General features: G+C 45.7%; 18 protein-coding genes and 1 riboswitch. Of the genes, 5 read left to right on the forward strand and 13 right to left on the reverse strand.

Translation table 11 applies throughout. The features are described 5' to 3' along the window. The first annotated feature begins 85 nt into the window (after nucleotides 1–85). Nucleotides 86–1,456 carry an adenylosuccinate lyase gene (gene purB, locus AACQ93_RS11940; protein WP_007467298.1) on the forward strand — a complete coding sequence of 457 codons (1,371 nt, stop codon included), beginning with the start codon at nucleotides 86–88 and terminating at the stop codon, nucleotides 1,454–1,456. A 167-nt stretch (nucleotides 1,457–1,623) separates the two neighbouring features. Then, nucleotides 1,624–2,664 (forward strand): ribosomal protein uL16 3-hydroxylase, encoded by a 1,041-nt coding sequence (locus AACQ93_RS11945; protein ID WP_064606685.1) that lies wholly within the window; start codon nucleotides 1,624–1,626, stop codon nucleotides 2,662–2,664. A gap of 88 nt (nucleotides 2,665–2,752) precedes the next feature. Here the strand turns inward: AACQ93_RS11945 and oppF are convergent, their stop codons facing one another. The 11 genes from oppF to moaA all read right to left on the reverse strand — a co-directional run bounded on the left by oppF (nucleotide 2,753) and on the right by moaA (nucleotide 12,935). Further along, entirely contained in the window at nucleotides 2,753–3,742 is a 990-nt protein-coding gene (gene oppF, locus AACQ93_RS11950) for a murein tripeptide/oligopeptide ABC transporter ATP binding protein OppF (RefSeq protein ID WP_064605224.1), read from the reverse strand. Further along, nucleotides 3,742–4,707, reverse strand: a complete 966-nt coding sequence (locus AACQ93_RS11955) for an ABC transporter ATP-binding protein (protein WP_064605225.1) — start codon at nucleotides 4,705–4,707, stop codon at nucleotides 3,742–3,744. Before AACQ93_RS11955 ends, oppF begins: the two co-directional genes overlap by 1 nt. A 75-nt stretch (nucleotides 4,708–4,782) precedes the next feature. Beyond that, on the reverse strand, nucleotides 4,783–5,694 hold the full coding sequence (gene oppC / locus AACQ93_RS11960) for an oligopeptide ABC transporter permease OppC (RefSeq protein ID WP_036800490.1): 912 nt from the start codon (nucleotides 5,692–5,694) through the stop codon (nucleotides 4,783–4,785). 15 nt (nucleotides 5,695–5,709) lie between these two features. Continuing rightward, nucleotides 5,710–6,630, reverse strand: a complete 921-nt coding sequence (gene oppB / locus AACQ93_RS11965) for an oligopeptide ABC transporter permease OppB (RefSeq protein ID WP_007467309.1) — start codon at nucleotides 6,628–6,630, stop codon at nucleotides 5,710–5,712. Nucleotides 6,631–6,751: 121 nt separating this feature from the next. Continuing rightward, a complete protein-coding gene (locus AACQ93_RS11970; RefSeq protein WP_007467310.1) occupies nucleotides 6,752–8,383 on the reverse strand; it encodes an ABC transporter substrate-binding protein in 1,632 nt (543 codons plus the stop codon). 459 nt (nucleotides 8,384–8,842) lie between these two features. Then, a complete protein-coding gene (locus tag AACQ93_RS11975; RefSeq protein ID WP_198160128.1) occupies nucleotides 8,843–9,019 on the reverse strand; it encodes a hypothetical protein in 177 nt (58 codons plus the stop codon). A gap of 665 nt (nucleotides 9,020–9,684) precedes the next feature. Further along, nucleotides 9,685–10,221, reverse strand: coding sequence for a hypothetical protein (locus AACQ93_RS11980; RefSeq protein WP_007467317.1), 537 nt, complete (start codon nucleotides 10,219–10,221; stop codon nucleotides 9,685–9,687). 430 nt (nucleotides 10,222–10,651) lie between these two features. Further along, nucleotides 10,652–11,095 carry a molybdopterin synthase catalytic subunit MoaE gene (moaE, locus tag AACQ93_RS11985; protein ID WP_036800412.1) on the reverse strand — a complete coding sequence of 148 codons (444 nt, stop codon included), beginning with the start codon at nucleotides 11,093–11,095 and terminating at the stop codon, nucleotides 10,652–10,654. A 2-nt stretch (nucleotides 11,096–11,097) separates the two neighbouring features. Then, a complete protein-coding gene (gene moaD / locus AACQ93_RS11990) occupies nucleotides 11,098–11,343 on the reverse strand; it encodes a molybdopterin synthase sulfur carrier subunit (RefSeq protein ID WP_064605226.1) in 246 nt (81 codons plus the stop codon). Continuing rightward, nucleotides 11,340–11,819 (reverse strand): cyclic pyranopterin monophosphate synthase MoaC, encoded by a 480-nt coding sequence (moaC, locus tag AACQ93_RS11995; protein ID WP_007467322.1) that lies wholly within the window; start codon nucleotides 11,817–11,819, stop codon nucleotides 11,340–11,342. Before moaC ends, moaD begins: the two co-directional genes overlap by 4 nt. A 126-nt stretch (nucleotides 11,820–11,945) precedes the next feature. Beyond that, on the reverse strand, nucleotides 11,946–12,935 hold the full coding sequence (moaA, locus tag AACQ93_RS12000; RefSeq protein ID WP_007467323.1) for a GTP 3',8-cyclase MoaA: 990 nt from the start codon (nucleotides 12,933–12,935) through the stop codon (nucleotides 11,946–11,948). Beyond that, nucleotides 12,924–13,075: riboswitch (molybdenum cofactor riboswitch) on the reverse strand. It overlaps the preceding gene by 12 nt. A 177-nt stretch (nucleotides 13,076–13,252) precedes the next feature. On the opposite strand from moaA, the gene AACQ93_RS12005 reads away from it, so the two are divergent. The 3 genes from AACQ93_RS12005 to yvcK all read left to right on the forward strand — a co-directional run bounded on the left by AACQ93_RS12005 (nucleotide 13,253) and on the right by yvcK (nucleotide 15,299). Next, complete coding sequence (locus AACQ93_RS12005) at nucleotides 13,253–13,480, forward strand: hypothetical protein (RefSeq protein ID WP_007467325.1); 228 nt, start codon at nucleotides 13,253–13,255, stop codon at nucleotides 13,478–13,480. A 168-nt stretch (nucleotides 13,481–13,648) separates the two neighbouring features. Next, nucleotides 13,649–14,224, forward strand: coding sequence for an LON peptidase substrate-binding domain-containing protein (locus AACQ93_RS12010; protein ID WP_064605227.1), 576 nt, complete (start codon nucleotides 13,649–13,651; stop codon nucleotides 14,222–14,224). A 175-nt stretch (nucleotides 14,225–14,399) separates the two neighbouring features. After that, on the forward strand, nucleotides 14,400–15,299 hold the full coding sequence (gene yvcK, locus AACQ93_RS12015; protein WP_064605228.1) for a uridine diphosphate-N-acetylglucosamine-binding protein YvcK: 900 nt from the start codon (nucleotides 14,400–14,402) through the stop codon (nucleotides 15,297–15,299). Here yvcK and AACQ93_RS12020 read toward each other — a convergent pair. After that, nucleotides 15,261–15,620, reverse strand: coding sequence for an Hpt domain-containing protein (locus AACQ93_RS12020; RefSeq protein WP_064605229.1), 360 nt, complete (start codon nucleotides 15,618–15,620; stop codon nucleotides 15,261–15,263). The two genes, yvcK and AACQ93_RS12020, sit on opposite strands and share 39 nt — an antisense overlap. Then, nucleotides 15,621–17,075 (reverse strand): quorum-sensing sigma-54 dependent transcriptional regulator LuxO, encoded by a 1,455-nt coding sequence (gene luxO / locus AACQ93_RS12025; protein ID WP_064605230.1) that lies wholly within the window; start codon nucleotides 17,073–17,075, stop codon nucleotides 15,621–15,623. It abuts the gene before it with no gap. Between the last annotated feature and the right edge of the window lie 148 nt (nucleotides 17,076–17,223).

Genomic DNA, 17,223 nt, shown 5'->3' on the forward strand with positions numbered 1-17,223 from the left:
CCTGTGTCGTAAACCTTTTACAGATACAGCCCGGCGACTTTGTAACACATTGTATTAACCCTCTAATTAATCAGGAGAGAGCAACATGGAACTGTCAGCATTGACTGCTGTTTCCCCGGTAGACGGTCGCTACGGAAGTAAAACAAGTGTACTTCGCAGCATCTTCAGCGAATTCGGCCTGCTTAAGTACCGCACCATCGTTGAAATCCGCTGGCTACAAAAACTGGCTGCTACTGATGCTATCGTGGAAGTTCCTGCATTCAGCGACGAAGCAAACGCGTTCCTTGACCGTATTGCTGCTGAGTTTAGTGAAGAAGATGCGCTTCGAATCAAAGCAATCGAACGCACAACTAACCACGACGTAAAAGCTGTTGAATACTTCCTGAAAGAAAAAGTTGCAGAAGTACCAGAACTACACGCAGTGAACGAATTCATTCACTTTGCATGTACGTCTGAAGATATCAACAATACTTCCCATGCACTCATGTTGCACGAAGCACGTGAGACAGTAATCCTGCCTGAAATTCGCAACGTCATCGATGCGATTAAAGCTCTGGCAAACGAATACCGCGAAGTACCTCTGCTTTCTCGTACCCACGGTCAGCCAGCTTCCCCATCAACAATGGGTAAAGAAATGGCAAACGTTGCATACCGTATGGAGCGTCAATTCAAGCAAATCAAAAACGTTGAAATTCTAGCGAAAATCAACGGTGCTGTTGGCAACTACAACGCACACCTTTCTGCTTACCCAGATATTGACTGGCACCAATTCAGCGAAGAGTTCATCACTGAATCTCTTGGTGTGACTTGGAACCCGTACACAACCCAGATCGAACCACACGATTACATCGCTGAACTGTTTGATGCTATTGCACGCTTCAACACTATCCTGCTGGACTTCGACCGTGACGTATGGGGCTACATCGCACTGGGCCACTTTAAGCAGAAGACAATTGCCGGTGAAATCGGCTCTTCAACTATGCCGCACAAAGTGAATCCAATCGACTTCGAAAACTCTGAAGGTAACCTGGGTCTGGCTAACGCTATCTTTGCTCACCTTGCACAGAAGCTTCCTGTTTCACGCTGGCAGCGTGACCTGACTGACTCAACAGTGCTTCGTAACCTGGGTGTAGGTTGTGGCTACGCTATCATTGCTTACACTTCAACTCTGAAAGGTATCAGCAAGCTGGAAGTTAACCAGGCTGCACTTGAGGCTGAGCTAGACAAAAATTGGGAAGTACTGGCTGAGCCTGTACAAACAGTAATGCGTCGCTACGGTATCGAAAAACCATACGAGAAACTGAAAGAACTGACTCGCGGTAAGCGTGTTGACGGTGAGGGCATGCGTAACTTCATCGACGGCCTAGAGCTTCCTGAGCACGAAAAGACTCGTCTGAAAGAGATGACGCCAGCTAACTACATCGGTGATGCAGTGAAGCTGACTGACAAGCTGTAAAGCATAAACGTCATGAGTTATCCAAGGCCGGCATCATGTCGGCCTTTTTATTGCCTCAAACGCAGCCCTTCCCCCTTGTTTCAAAACAACAGCCACCAGCAAGTACCAATACGGTTAGTAAGTAATGCGCTATAATCGCGGCAATGCTCAACAACAATAATGACTATATGTATCAGCTGACTTTTTCATTTGAAGAATTCCTTGCCGAGTACTGGCAGAAAAAACCGACCGTTATTAGAGGCGGATTTAATGATTTTGTCGATCCTATCAGCCCCGACGAATTGGCTGGTCTGGCCATGGAAGAAGAAGTCGATTCCCGTTATATCGCCAAGCACGGTGACGAGTGGGATGTACACCACGGGCCGTTAACCTTCGATAAGGTACCAGAAAATAACTGGTCTTTCGTTGTCCAAGCCGCAAACCACTGGCATGAAGGCGCAGCTCGCCTTGTTACACCTTTCCGCCAGTTGCCAAACTGGCTGTTTGACGATCTGATGATCAGTTACTCCACTCCCGGTGGCGGCGTTGGTCCTCATATCGACCAGTATGATGTATTCATCATTCAGGGGTCAGGTAAGCGCCACTGGCGCGTCGGACCTAAATCAGATGATTACGAAGAAAAGTGTCGGCATCCTGCTCTACGCCAAATAGAAGACTTTGAGCCAATCATTGATGAAACGCTTGAGCCCGGCGATATCCTATATATCCCACCAGGCTTCCCACATGATGGTTACGCAATCGAAACCTCAATGAGTTTCTCTGTTGGCTTCCGTTCACCGAAGAAACAAGAGCTTCTGAGCAGTTTTGCTGACTTTGTTATTGCCAACGAGATAGGCGATTCCCACTACCACAACCCGGATTTACCAGCTCGAGAAAACAGTGGTGCAATCCTTGATACAGAATACCGGGCTCTTGAAGGAATGATGCGCAGTCTGCTTGATGAACCAGAAAGACTGAAACAGTGGATGGGGGAAATCATCAAGCGCCTTGGTGGCCTGCGTGCTTTCTATTATCCGGAACAGCCTCATATTCTTTATATCAACGGAGAGCGCTTTGAACTACCACCTGAATGCGGCCACACGGCAGGTTATCTGTGCGATGAGGAACAGATAACCCGTGAGCTGCTAGGTAAGCAGCTGGATCACCCGGCCTTTATGGCTCTGCTGACTCAGCTTATCAACCTTGGTTACTGGTACCCTGTCGAATAACCCATACCAATCCCATTCCCAAACGGAATAACCAAGCAAAAAAAAGCGCGGCTTTTACACCGCGCTTTAAGCCTGTCACAGGCTTGAATTAATGTACATTCAGACAGGCAACAGAGTGAACTTCATTACCCAGAAGCTGTGGCTTTTTCTCTGCACAACCCGCAGATGCCTGAGAGCAACGAGTTCTGAATACACAGCCAGATGGCGGATTCATCGGAGATGGTAACTCGCCTTCCAACAACTCTATTTCTTTCTTGCGCTCAAGAGCCGGATCCGGAATCGGCACTGCTGACATCAATGCCTTGGTATATGGGTGCTTAGGCTCAGCAAACAGCGCATCACCTTCACCCAATTCAACCGCATTACCCAGGTACATAACCAAAACGCGATCTGATATGTGCTTAACAACTGACAAATCGTGTGCAATGAAGATAAGGCTCAGGCCCATTTCTTTCTGTAGCGATTTAAGCAGGTTAACTACCTGAGCCTGGATAGACACATCAAGTGCTGAAACAGGTTCATCACAAATCACCAGTTTCGGCTTCAGGATCAAAGCTCGGGCGATACCAATACGCTGACACTGACCACCGGAAAACTCGTGTGGGTAACGGTTAATCACGTTTGGCAACAAGCCCACTTTCGCCATCATTCCTTTGACTTGCTGCTTCACTTCATCTGCAGACATTTCCGGATAAAAGGACTTCAAAGGCTCGGCGATAATTTCACCTACCGTCATACGCGGGTTCAGCGATGCCAGCGGATCCTGGAAAATCATCTGGATTTCTTTACGTTTCTCGCGCATACCGGCATGGCTGAGCTTCGTCAGATCCTGACCAAGCCAAACCACATCACCATCTGTTGCTTCAACCAGGCCAATTACAGCACGGGCAAAGGTCGACTTACCACAACCGGACTCACCCACCACGCCCAGGGTTTCCCCCTCATAAAGACGAATATCAACACCATCAACCGCTTTCAGTTTCAGGGGTTTTGTCCACGGCCATGCTGACTTCTGAGCGATATCGAAGTGGACTTTCAAATCCTTAACGTCCAGCAATAATTTTTTCTGTGCTTCCATTACAACGCCCCCATATCAGAAAAACACGCACGTAAACGACCTTCATCAAACCCCTGCAGCACAGGTGCTTCCTGCTTACATCGACTCGAAACCCTATGGCAACGCTCCTGATAAGGACAACCAACAGGCAGGTGCAGCAAGTTAGGCGGGTTACCCGGGATGGTCGGCAGTTCTTCGCCTTCAGTATCCAGACGTGGAATAGCTTTCAACAAGCCTTCTGTATATGGGTGGGACGGTTTATAGAAAATCTCATCGATTTTACCGTACTCCATTGTACGACCAGCATACATCACCAGTACTTTGTCACAGCTACCGGCAACAACACCGAGATCGTGAGTGATCATAATGATCGAGGTATTAAAGTCGCTCTTAAGCTCATTCAGCAACTCCATGATCTGCGCCTGCACAGTCACATCAAGGGCAGTTGTCGGCTCATCGGCAATCAAAAGCTTCGGACGACAAAGCAGCGCCATCGCAATCATCACGCGCTGACGCATACCGCCGGAAAACTCGTGGGGATACATTGAAATACGCTTGCGTGCTTCAGGGATTTTCACCGCCTCAAGCATACGGACGCTCTCTTCAAATGCTTCTGTCTTACCCATACCCTTGTGCAGCATCAGCACTTCCATTAGCTGATCACTCACCTTCATGTATGGGTTCAGAGAAGTCATCGGATCCTGGAAAATCATCGCGATCTGCTCAGCACGAATCTTATTCAGTTCCTTTTCCGGCAGATTCAGGATTTCACGACCTTCAAACTTAGCGCTGCCACTAATCATGCCGTTTTTGGCCAGCAGGCCCATAATGGAGAACACGGTCTGGCTTTTACCAGAACCAGATTCACCAACAATACCTAAGGTTTCCCCGCTTTTCAGGGAAAAATTCAGATCGTTAACCGCGGTGACGATACCGTCTTGTGTTTTAAATTCTACGCGTAGATCTTTGACATCTAATAAGCTCATAATACTTCCTTATAACGTTTCGCCTTTAGCCCTCAGCGTATTGCTAACCACTGTGAGCTAAAGAACTACTTGTCCTTATCTGTCTTTTGGATCCAGTGCATCACGCAAACCGTCACCCACATAGTTAAAGCAGAACAGGGTTACGACCATAAATGCAGCAGGGAACAATAGCTGCCAAATTGCAACCTCCATAGTCTGAGAGCCTTCCTGAAGCAATGCGCCCCAGCTAGTCATAGGCTCCTGAACACCAAGGCCAAGGAAACTCAGGAATGATTCTGTCAGGATCATCGCCGGTACAAGTAGGGTTGAGTACACAGCAACAATACCAAGCACGTTCGGTACGATATGGCGGGTAATGATACGCCAGCGGCTTACGCCGGAAACATGGGCTGCTTCGATGAATTCCTTACTGCGCAGTGACAATGTCTGACCACGAACGATACGCGCCATATCCAACCATGAAATCGCACCGATCGCTACGAAGATCAACATGATGTTACGGCCAAAGAAAGTTACCAGAACAATAACGAAGAACATGAAAGGAATGGAGTAAAGGATCTCCAGAAGACGCATCATAATGCGGTCGGTTCGGCCACCGATAAAACCAGAAGTCGCACCATATAATGTACCGATTACTACGGCAACCAGCGCACCAAGAATACCCACCATCAGGGAAATACGACCACCAACAAGGGTACGGGTATACAGGTCACGACCAAGACTGTCGGTACCAAATAAGTGGCCTTCAGGACCAAAACTCGGTGCTGCGTGCAAAGCATACCAATCGGTATCATCAAACGCATAAGAGCTGAACATCGGGCCGAAGATAACCGCCAGTGTGATCAGGAACAGAATAGCCAGGCTGAACATCGCGGCTTTATTTCGCATAAAACGAATGCGCGCATCTTGCCACAGGCTGCGGCCTTCAATTTCCAGTTGTTCTGAAAATTTCTCTACGGCCTTCACACTATCTTTTTTTGTAAGCATCATTTGTCAGGCCTCCTAGTAACGAATCTTCGGATCAATGTACGCAAGCACAATATCAACGACTGCGTTGAAAATAATGGTCAGCGTACCGATAAGAATGGTGATACCAAGAACCAGTGAGTAATCACGGTTGAAGGCGGCGTTAACAAATAATTTGCCGATCCCCGGCAGACCAAAGATGGTTTCAATAACAACCGAACCGGTGATGATACCGACGAAAGCCGGGCCCATGTATGAAACAACAGGTAGCAAAGCAGGCTTAAGCGCGTGTTTAATGATGATGTAAGGGTAACTAAGGCCCTTCGCGCGAGCAGTACGGATAAAGTTACTGTTCAGGGTTTCAATCATGCTACCACGGGTGATACGGGCAAAGGTGGCCACGTAAAGCAGCGACATACCAAACATCGGCAACAGCATATATTTAACCGAGCCATCGTTCCAACCACCGGCAGGCAACCAGCCAAGATTGATTGAGAAGATATAAATCAGAACCGGAGCAAGTATAAATGAGGGCATCACCACCCCGGCCATGGCCGTCGACATAATGGTATAGTCCAGCCAACTATTTTGCTTCAAGGCCGCCAGAGTTCCGACTGTCACCCCCATAACCAAAGCAAAGATAAATGCAAAGAAACCGATCTTCGCCGATACAGGCAAAGCTTTTGAAACCAGTTCATTTACAGTGAAATCTTTATATTTGAATGACGGGCCAAAATCACCCTGGACAATATTGCCAAGGTAAGTTGTGTACTGCTCAAAAACAGGCTTATCAAGACCATACTTGGCTTCGATATTTGCCATGACTTCCGGCGGCAGCGGGCGCTCGCTGGAGAAAGGATTACCTGGTGCGAAACGCATCAGGAAAAAGGAAATTGTTATTAATACCAACAAAGTTGGTATTGCTTCAAAAATCCGTTTTGCGATGAATTTAATCATAAACTACACCGTTTATATTTCAGTCTGTGACAGTTAGGGTGTTGTCAGTATCAAAAAGATACAAACAACCAGCACTGCCCCCATCCCGGGAGCAGCGCTTAATTTATTTTTCAGCTGCTTCTTAGTCAGCCTTAATATACATATCTTTTGAATACAGTTTGTCTTCGGCGTTATTGGCAGGGAAACCACCAACCTTAGGGTTAACTAAGCGAGCCTTAACATACTGGTAGATAGGGGCAATTGGCATATCCTTGGCAAGCTGTTGCTCAGCCTTGCTATACAGCTTCTCACGCTCACTGTCAGAAGTTGAGCTAAGCGCTTTCGCCATAATGTCGTCGTATGCCTTGCTGGTGTACTTTGGATCGTTGGAGCTGTTATTACTCTGCATCAGAGACAGGAAGCTGGACGCCTCATTGTAGTCACCACACCAACCAGCTCGGGTTACGTCGAAGTTACCCTGACGGCGGTTATCCAGGTACGTTTTCCACTCCTGGTTTTCCAGGTTCGCTGTAACACCAAGATTCTTCTTCCACATAGAAGCAATGGCTACTGCAATCTTCTTGTGGTTTTCAGAGGTGTTATACAGCAGTGTAAACTCCAGCGGATTGCCTCTGTTGAAACCGGCTTCGTCTAACAACTCTTTTGCTTTGGCATTACGCTCTTTCTGAGTCATCTTGCCGTAATCTGGCATCACAGGATTAAAGTTAGCTGTGATTTCAGGAGTCAGAAAATAACCCGACTTCTGGCCCTGGCCCAACAGAGCTTTCGTAATAATGTCTCGGTCAATCGCATATGACAGAGCTTTACGAACACGAACATCATTAAACGGCGCTTTCACATTGTTGAAGCCGTAATAATAAGAACAAAGGTTACCGACAATACTCACGTATTCCGGATGTTCCTTCTGCAAACGGCGGAAGTGTTCATTCGGTAGCTCGTTAGTGATATCAATCTCACCGGCCAGGAAGCGATTCATTTCTGCAACCTGGTTTTCAATCGGCAAGTAAGTTACCTGGTTGATAACTGTCTTGTCATTGTCCCAGTACATTGGGTTACGTTTCAGAACAATACGCTCATTCACAACCCATTTATCAAGAACATAAGCTCCGTTACCAACGAAGTGCTCTGGCTTAGTCCAGTCGTTACCATACTTTTCAACAATTTTGCGGTTAACCGGCTTAACTGTTGTATGACCCATCATCTTCACAAAGTATGGAACTGCAGACTCTAGCTCAATCTTCAGCGTATGATCATCAACAGCAGTTACACCAAGAGTCTCTTTGTCAGCCTTACCTGCAACGATTACTGCTGCATTCTTCATGGTAGTCATTTCCAGATACCATGAATACGGAGAAGCGGTAGCCGGATCAACAGCACGCTTAAAACTGTACACAAAGTCCGCAGCGGTCACGGGATCACCGTTCGACCATTTAGCGTCTTTACGAAGATGGAAAGTGAAGGTGCGGTTATCTGTTGTTTCCCAGCTTTCAGCAACACCAGGGATAGTGTTGCCTTTTTCGTCTTGGTTGACTAAGCCTTCAAGAAGATCACGAATGACGTTAGATTCTGGTACACCTTCAGTTTTGTGAGGATCCAGAGAGGCGACTTCGGTACCGTTACCGCGAACAAGTTCCTGCTTTGCAGCAAGCTTCACGCCAGCCGGTACATCAGCAGCAAGAGATGAAAATGAGGTTGCTGCAACGGCCATACCAGCGCTCATCAACAGCGCCTGAGTAATTTTGTTTTTATACATGCATTAACTCCAATACATAATTCGATACGTCCATGACGTTCTTCAGCCGGCGCATAAAGTGTCAGCAATCTCTGCATCATTAATCCTAAACAACACAAAGCAAACCGAAGAATTGGTCAAAACATTATCAGGCATTGAAGCAATTTACCACAAATCGATTACAAAAAATGACAATATGCTTAATATTACCCTTAATACCAAAACAAACAACCATATGTCCGATTTATGACAGCTCAATCTGTCATAAAAGCTACCACATGAAGCAACTTCCGCCAAAAAAGCCATGAAAACGAATAAAATAAACAAAAAATCGTGATTTTGAGCATTTTATTAGAACAAAAGTTTACCAATATGCAACACACCGCTAAAGAATAGACAACATGATTCATAATGGAAGATTTGGCACAAAAAAAGCGCCCACAACTGGGCGCTTCGAAGAAATCCTGTCATTAATGATAATTACTTATTTTCATCATCAATCTTAAATTCTGGCGAACTATTACCCATAGGTTGTTGTTTTTTCTCAACTAATTGATCATCACTATGAGGATTGATCACTTCATCAAATAAGCCATCATGATTGATTTCACCCATCATCTGCTTGATTCTTTTATTTGATACACGCTTGTGTTTCATGGAACCCTCCGCTGTTAACCTAGGTCATTTCAGCTTCATCATGCTTACAACAGAGACAATTCATTGAACAATCTGTCATTAAAGCAACTGATGAATAAATATCCTGAATTGAAACATCTGCCCGAATTTTTAGGTCAGGTTTTAAATATGGCACATAAGCTAAAGAACCGCCTGTCACCCACCATTTAATAACAAAAGCGAATAAAAAAAATGCTTATAGATTAACTTTTCACATAAACATTTGATGCCAGATTTCAAGTATCTATAACAAAGCAATAACGCTACTATTTGCAGTATCGAACAGTCGCCTGATTGAAGTAAAAAAGGTTCAAACAAGTTGGGGGGCTGAACGATATTCTGTTCCCGTTCCGTTGCATCTTGAGAGTTGAAAATGAGACCAGCAGGTTGTTTTCCCCCACCAAGTCCTTCCCGTGTTCGCCACGGTTACGTGCCTCCGGCACACAAAGCCAAAGGTGAACATAAAGGTACCAAGTAGTTTTTCGTACCTTTAGCTTCTCATAGCCCCTCCGGCAGGGGCTATTTTTATATCTGAAGTACTTCAACACTATTTGCTTAATCAGCAATAAGAAAGGCAGCCAACTGGCTGCCTTTCTTTATGACTTTGATTCTGTAGCTCAATACTCTTTCTCTGGCACCAAAATGAATTAATGCAGTGGAATTTTCACCAGCCAGATATCATGTTGCTCTTTCAGGTAACCGCCCTGCTCAGCAAGATTCTTGAAATAACCAAGGCGATGATGTCCTTCCAGCAAGTTAAACGGTGCTTGTAATACCCTGCCATTAGTCGCGTGAAGATCGCGCTCATAGTGCAGAACGATAGGTGCTACTGGCCAGGTACCGTTTGTCTGCATGTTCTGCACCAACCAGCTACGCTGGAAGATCGTGTTATTCATGCGCCGTGCAAACAAGTTAACAACATCATCATGCGGAGTTTTAATCTTGCTGATGATATCTTCTGTGCCCCAGCTCTGCTTAGTAAAAGTCATTGCCTGAAAATCCAGCCAACCCCAATTACTCAATACTCCTTTCCAGTGGCGATAAACCCACTCTTTCAATACTTCCTCGGGAAAATGCGGCAACATTTCCTGTGCCTTCGCACGCCACTGTTCCCAGGGCTCACAATTTCTACCACCAAAGCCGTCTGGTGCAATTTCGTAGAGTAACCGATCGCTTCTGATCATAATCCCACTCCTCTCACCGAATAACGCCAAACTCAATAACCATTCACTTGCAGCGGCTATTTATGCTTACAACTTAAACCTAACACAGAGACTAATGAAAAAACACCCGAATATTAGAGAAAGATTATTCACTGCTTTTTTAATGAACCAGTTGGGCAGAAAAACACACCCAATAAATAAGGGCTAAAGATGTTAACAACTTGTTTTGAGAGTTTCGCAACAAATAAATATTCGAATAGACAAGAGAAGTCCGAATGCCAAGATATGCATTCAAAGCTAAAATCGAGGGTTCGAAGTCAAGAGGTGGGGATTATAAGCCTGAAAGAAAATAGTAAACCAAGAATAAAAACGGGTAGAGACTTCACATCTCTACCCGATTGATCGTTCATCGAGAGGTATCAGCACCAACCCGAATGATGTCAGTGTCAATTTACTTCCAACGATCAGCTGCAGTCGTATCTGTTTCTCGCGCATCAACCCAGCGTGATTCCTCAGGCGTCTGCTCTTTTTTCCAGAAAGGGGCTTGGGTTTTCAGGTAATCCATAATGAACTCACAAGCCTCAAATGCAGCACCGCGGTGTGCACTGGTAACACCGACGAATACAATCTGATCGCCAAGTTCTAAATCACCAACACGGTGAATAACACGGGTTTTCAGCAACGGCCAGCGTTCACGAGCTTGTTCAACAATCTCTGCCAGAGATTTTTCAGTCATCCCCGGATAATGTTCCAGAGACAAACCGGTCACGGAGTCACCCTGATTGAAGTCACGTACTTTGCCAATGAAAGTCACAACTGCACCGGCATCAGTGCCTTCAGCCAGCTTTGCGTATTCATCAGCAACAGAAAAATCTTCAAACTGAACTGAAATCATCATCAGCCTCCAGTTACCGGTGGGAAGAAGGCAACTTCGTCGCCATCTTTGATACTGCTATCCAGCGAAGAAATAGTCTGGTTAATTGCCACCAGCAATTTGCCCTGCTCCATAGCCAGTTGCCATTTATCGCCACGTTCACTCAGATGAGCACGAAGTGCTTCTGCAGTATCAAATTCAGCACTGACTTCAAGGCGGTCAATACCCACCAGCTCTTTTACCTGTGCAAAGAAAAGTACGTTAATCATGCTTCCACCTTAAAATGACCTGATTTACCGCCCGTTTTCTCAAGCAAACGAACAGGACCAATCACCATATCTTTCTGAACAGCCTTACACATATCATAAATGGTGAGTGCAGCAACAGATGCTGCAGTCAATGCTTCCATCTCTACGCCTGTTTTACCAGCCAGCTTACAGCAGGATTCAATGCGTACCTTACTTTCAGCTTCAATCGCTTCCAGCTGAACTTCCACCTTAGATAGCAGCAGTGGATGACATAGCGGGATAAGATCCCAGGTTTTTTTCGCCGCCTGAATACCAGCAATACGAGCCGTAGCAAAAACATCACCCTTGTGGTGCTGACCAGACAAGATCAGAGCCAAGGTTTCCGGTGCCATATGAACAAAGGCTTCTGCACGAGCTTCACGAACTGTTTCCGCCTTGGCAGAAACATCAACCATGTTCGCTTCACCTGAAGCATTGATATGTGTGAATTGATTCATTGTATTATTTCCTGAGGTGAGGCATGGAATTAAACAAACGCCGGCCTGCTTCCTCAACTCCCAAAACTTGAATTTGAATGTGAGTAACCGCATAGAGCGACTTAAAATGCTCTATGCGGTAATGTTCTATCCGCCGATTGAAGCGAGGTGAGGTGTCATACCCGTTTCACCGGCATCAAGGAAGTGGCTTACTGCCTTTTCCTGCAAACCGTTTTGGATACGATCAATAAGTGCAGAACGCTGCCCGTCTGATTCCAGCAAGTCACGCAGATCCACCCCATGCTCGCCGAACAAGCAAAGATGCAACTTACCTTTCGCCGAAACACGCAGGCGATTGCAACTTTGGCAGAAGTTCTTTTCATAAGGCATGATCAAGCCAATCTCACCCTGATAATCCGGGTGACAAAATACCTGTGCTGGGCCGTCGTTCTTGTGTCTCACTTTTAGGACCCAACCATTAGCGATCAGGTAATTGCGAATGCTTACACCGGAAACATGATGACGGTTAAATAGCTCGTCCATTTCACCGGTCTGCATCAACTCAATGAAACGCAACTGGATTGGTCGGGACTTAATCCAATTAAGAAACTTAGGCAGTTCCTGCGAGTTGAGGTCCTTGAGCAATACCGTATTGATTTTGACCTGCTCAAAACCGGCATCGAAAGCAGCATCAATACCAGACATCACCTGGTGGAACATATTCTCACCGGTGATTTGGTAAAACATCTTAGGATCAAGGCTATCGACACTGACATTGATATTGGTAAGGCCGGCATCACGCCATTCTTGGGCATGTTTAGCCATGCGATAACCGTTGGTAGTCATCGCGACCTTGTTAATACCAGGCTGGGACGCCACGGTGTGGATAATGTCTGTAAAATCACGGCGCAGACTCGGCTCACCGCCGGTAATACGCACCTTGGTTGTACCGCACTCAGCAAAAGCCGCGGTTACGCGCTTAATTTCTTCCAGTGAAAGAAAAGAAGGTTTTTGCTTTTCCGCAGGCTTATAGCCATCCGGCAAGCAGTAGGTACACTTGAAGTTACAAACATCTGTAACTGAAAGTCGCAAGTAATAAAACTTGCGATGGAAACTATCTTCAAATTGGTTCGCCACGGGACACCTTTCCAAACACGGGAGGCCGATGCATTTCTTTACCGACCCTGGTGACAATAGTCACTGGCTTAACACACCTATTGTCATCCCGATGTTCTGGGCTGCAACTTAGTGAGCAAAGCTCGGAGCTATGGCTGCTATGTATAAGCATTTTTTAAGCGAATACATAACGGCTTACTGGTTATAAAATATCAGAGAAATTGGCTTATTGACAATTCTCTGAAAAAAAACGTGGCGCATTCTACCTTTTGGGATAATTCAGGACAATACTACTAATGAGAATATTGCAAAAAATTACCATTAAGTGTGGGGTTATTATGTCCAATATTATCGAATCTGCAACAATTGATGATATTGCGCTCTATTTGCAGCGTGAAGAAGGACTGGATGCCAGGTGCGCCCGCGAAGAGGCCAAAAAGGTTATTAGCGGCTTCAGGGACATGATGGACAAAGGACTCATCAAAGGGTGGTACTTTGATGAACAGAGTCACCTTGAGTTGCTACCAAGCGATAGTGCATTAAAAATCATTGCAAATCAGAAATAATTGCAAAATAGATGTGCAAAATGCATTTCCATTTGCATTATGCAAAAGACTGCTCAAGAAATCATCAGCTTTACTGTGTTTATCAAAGTACAGAGGAGTAAGTAAAGTCGGCACCACATTTGCAATGTCTGTATTACCAGACACAATTAACGACAGTTGGAGCCGATTATGAAACAGTCTATACCGTTACTATTTCAACATCGCCATATATTGCCTGGTGGACGAATGCCACTCCGTGTTGCCCCCGGACAACAGATGGAAGTGTTCAAAAATGCCCTGTCATCAACCGACGGTTTTGGCATTTGTATGTATGACGAAGCCGAAAAGGAAAGTCATGTTTTCCACATCGGTACCCGAGTTACGATTGAAGATTTCGATACATCAGCTCAGGATGGTTCACTGATTGTCACCGTTTATGGCCATGAGAACTTCCGCATTCACACTTTGCATGAGAACAAAGAAGGGTTTCTTTTTGCAGAATATGAGAGTATTCCACTCTGGCCTGAAGTTGAAATCAAAATGGATCAGCAAGAGCTGGCAGACAAGCTAAAACAAATGTTCAGCAAACATCCGGAGCTGAACGAACTAAATCAACAAAAGCAGTTCAATAATCTGAGCTGGCTCTGTCAGCGCTGGCTGGAGATTTTGCCTGTTCCGGCTTGTGATAAGCAGGCACTCATCAACACACCGAGCTGTCAAAATACTTACGACTACCTGATGAGTATCATGCAAGAAACTCATTAATGCTTTAGAGCCAAACACTGTCGTTCACCTTCCGGCTTTCCCCGGAAGGTTTTTTCTTTCAACCTCATAATAAAGAAGACCCATATCGATTCTTTCCTTCCCTTAGTTTGTAATCAGCCAAATGATCTGGGTAAACTTAGCGCTATCTTTTAATTAAACAGCTTTCAAAACGGCTATGGCTTCTAACACTGAGCTTTGCAACGCAAACATCGTTGCCATTGGCGGCGGACACGGCCTTGGCCGAATTCTCTCGGCACTTTCCGAATACGGTTCTCTGGTAACAGGGATTGTCACCACGACAGATAACGGCGGGTCAACCGGACGGATCCGTGCCTGTCAGGGCGGCATTGCGTGGGGAGACACGCGAAACTGTATCAACCAGCTAATTACTGAGCCTTCTGTTGGTTCGATGATATTTGAATATCGTTTTCGCGGTACTGGTGAACTTAACGGACATAACCTTGGCAATCTGATGCTGAAAGCACTGGATAACCTCTCTATCCGACCACTAGATGCGATCAATCTGATCCGAGACATGCTCAAAGTGGATACTCAAATTGTCCCTATGTCAGAACACCCGGCGGATTTGGCAGCGATGACACCTGAGGGCAACATTATTTGTGGTGAGACCAGCGTTGACGAACTGGCAGATATCCCGCAGCGCCTTTACGTTGAGCCAGCTGTGCCGGCGACAAAAGAAGCCGTGTCAGCCATTGAGAATGCAGATGTGATTTTGCTGGGTCCGGGCAGCTTTCTGACGAGCGTGATGCCTCCGCTGCTGCTCAAAGAAATGGGTACGGCTTTAAAAAACAGTAAAGCTAAAATTATCTTTGTAACAAACCTTGATAAGGAAAATGGTCCAGCTGGAATGATGTCGCTGGAAACGATGCTTCACTGGTGTGAAAGAGCAATGGGAGGACGCCACCTTGATGGCATCCTCACCGATAAGCACCATGAGGATTTACCTGCCCGATATAACCAGATCATTGAAGATCTGGCATCAAGCAATCATGAATGGCGTCATGACAGGGAAAAATTAAAGCATGCGGTTGATAAGCTCGTCGTTGCTCGCTAACTGCTTATACTGACTCGCCATCCCCTGCACCATCTGCCTGAATTCAGGCAGGTGGTCATTCATCCACTGATCCTGTCCCTGCTTCATGCGAGATTCGCACTCCTGAGCCATTTCCGCCAGTTCATCAGCACCAAAACTCGCTGCGCTGCTTTTGATGGCATGACTGATTTCCCGAACCTGACTGACTGAAGGTTGATCTGATAACTGGCGTAAGTATTGTTCCAACTCATCACTGAAAACGTTTAGCAACAAAGTTACCGTTTCCTCACCAACTTCTTCAGATAAGCGCTTAATTGTTTCTGCGTTAATACTCATTGCCATTTATTTAGTCTCCCTGTCACTACCTGCTGCTTCCTGCCAGGTTTGTAATTTTCTGTAGATCGTCGATGGGCTGACTTCCAATAAGCCCGCAGCACGCGGAATGTTACCGTCGCAAGCATCAATGGCCGCTTGGATTGCACGCTTTTCAACAATCCAAAGCGGTTCGATCTGAGATTTATCGATTTTCTGATTCTGAGAAAACCCGTTTTCAGAAGCCGGACTTTTTTGCGGTTCCGCAACTAACTTCTGGTTTGATGCAATTTCGACGCCAATTCCATTGAGAGTTGGTGGAACCATCTCCAGTGCAACTTCTTCTCCAGTATTAAGCACTACAATATTGCGGATTACGTTCTGTAATTCACGTACGTTGCCCGGCCAATTGTGCCTCTGGAACAGATCTACTACCTCTGGTGAAAAGCGACTAAAGTTTTTTCCTTCTTCAACAGACATCAATGCCAGTAGCGCATGAGCTATCTCAATGACGTCTTCTCCCCGATCCCTTAACGGTGGCAACGAAATAGGAATAACGTGAAGGCGATAGTACAAATCTTCACGGAACCTGCCTTCCTGAACTTCAATCCACGGATTACGGTTAGTCGCACAAACAAAGCGGACATCAACCTTGCTGGTTTTTGATGAACCTACCTTCTGATATGTGCCTGTCTGAATAAAGCGAAGTAATTTACTTTGCAGATCCAAATCCATTTCACAAAGTTCATCTAAAAACAGAGTGCCGTTATTTGCTAATTCGACAGCCCCTTGTCGTTCAGTTGAAGCCCCGGTAAAAGCCCCTTTAACATGACCAAACAACTCACTTTCAATCAATTCTTTCGGAATCGCCGCACAGTTCAACGCAACAAACGGTTTATTATGGCGGGGACTGGCAGCGTGAATTGCTTCTGCACAGACTTCTTTACCTGTTCCGCTTTCACCCGTAATGAATACCGTAGCCTTACTGGCCGCAGCAGATTCGATAACCCTGTAAACAGCCTGCATTGGCAGACTGTTTCCGATAAAGCCCTGATATTGTGGAGCCCCACCCTGCTTAGATTGCTGTCCTTCCTGAGCCGCTTTTTCTTCCTGCTTTAATGCATTATTCACCGTAATACGAAGGCGATCAGCCTCACAAGGCTTAATCAGAAAGTCTTGAGCCCCCTGACGCATCGCTTCAACAGCAACATCAATCGAACCGTGTGCCGTCATGATCACAACCGGAATATTGCCGAGGTCACGACGCACCGCTTCCAGGACATCCATCCCCATCATATCCGGCAAACGAAGATCCAGCAGAATCAAATCCGGTGTGGTCGTTTTTACGAAATCAAGTGCATCAGCCCCGGTTCCGACAATATTGACCATCAACCCAAGAGGGTTTAGGTAAGATTTATACAATGCCGCCACGGAGGCGGTATCTTCAACCATCAATACTTGTCTTGGGTTTTGACTGCTTTCCATTGCCCCTCCTAAGCCTGTTTCCCTAAACTAATTGTAAACAATAGGAAAAAAACTGTTATTAGAAAATTCAGTCTGATTTCTCCTATTATGATTTGCATATTGATTTGCAAAATGCAAATCACTTTCTCAAAATAGAAAGTTCACATGA

The organism is Photobacterium sp. J15, from assembly GCF_963870815.1.
In the GTDB taxonomy this organism is placed as follows: Bacteria; Pseudomonadota; Gammaproteobacteria; order Enterobacterales; family Vibrionaceae; genus Photobacterium; species Photobacterium marinum.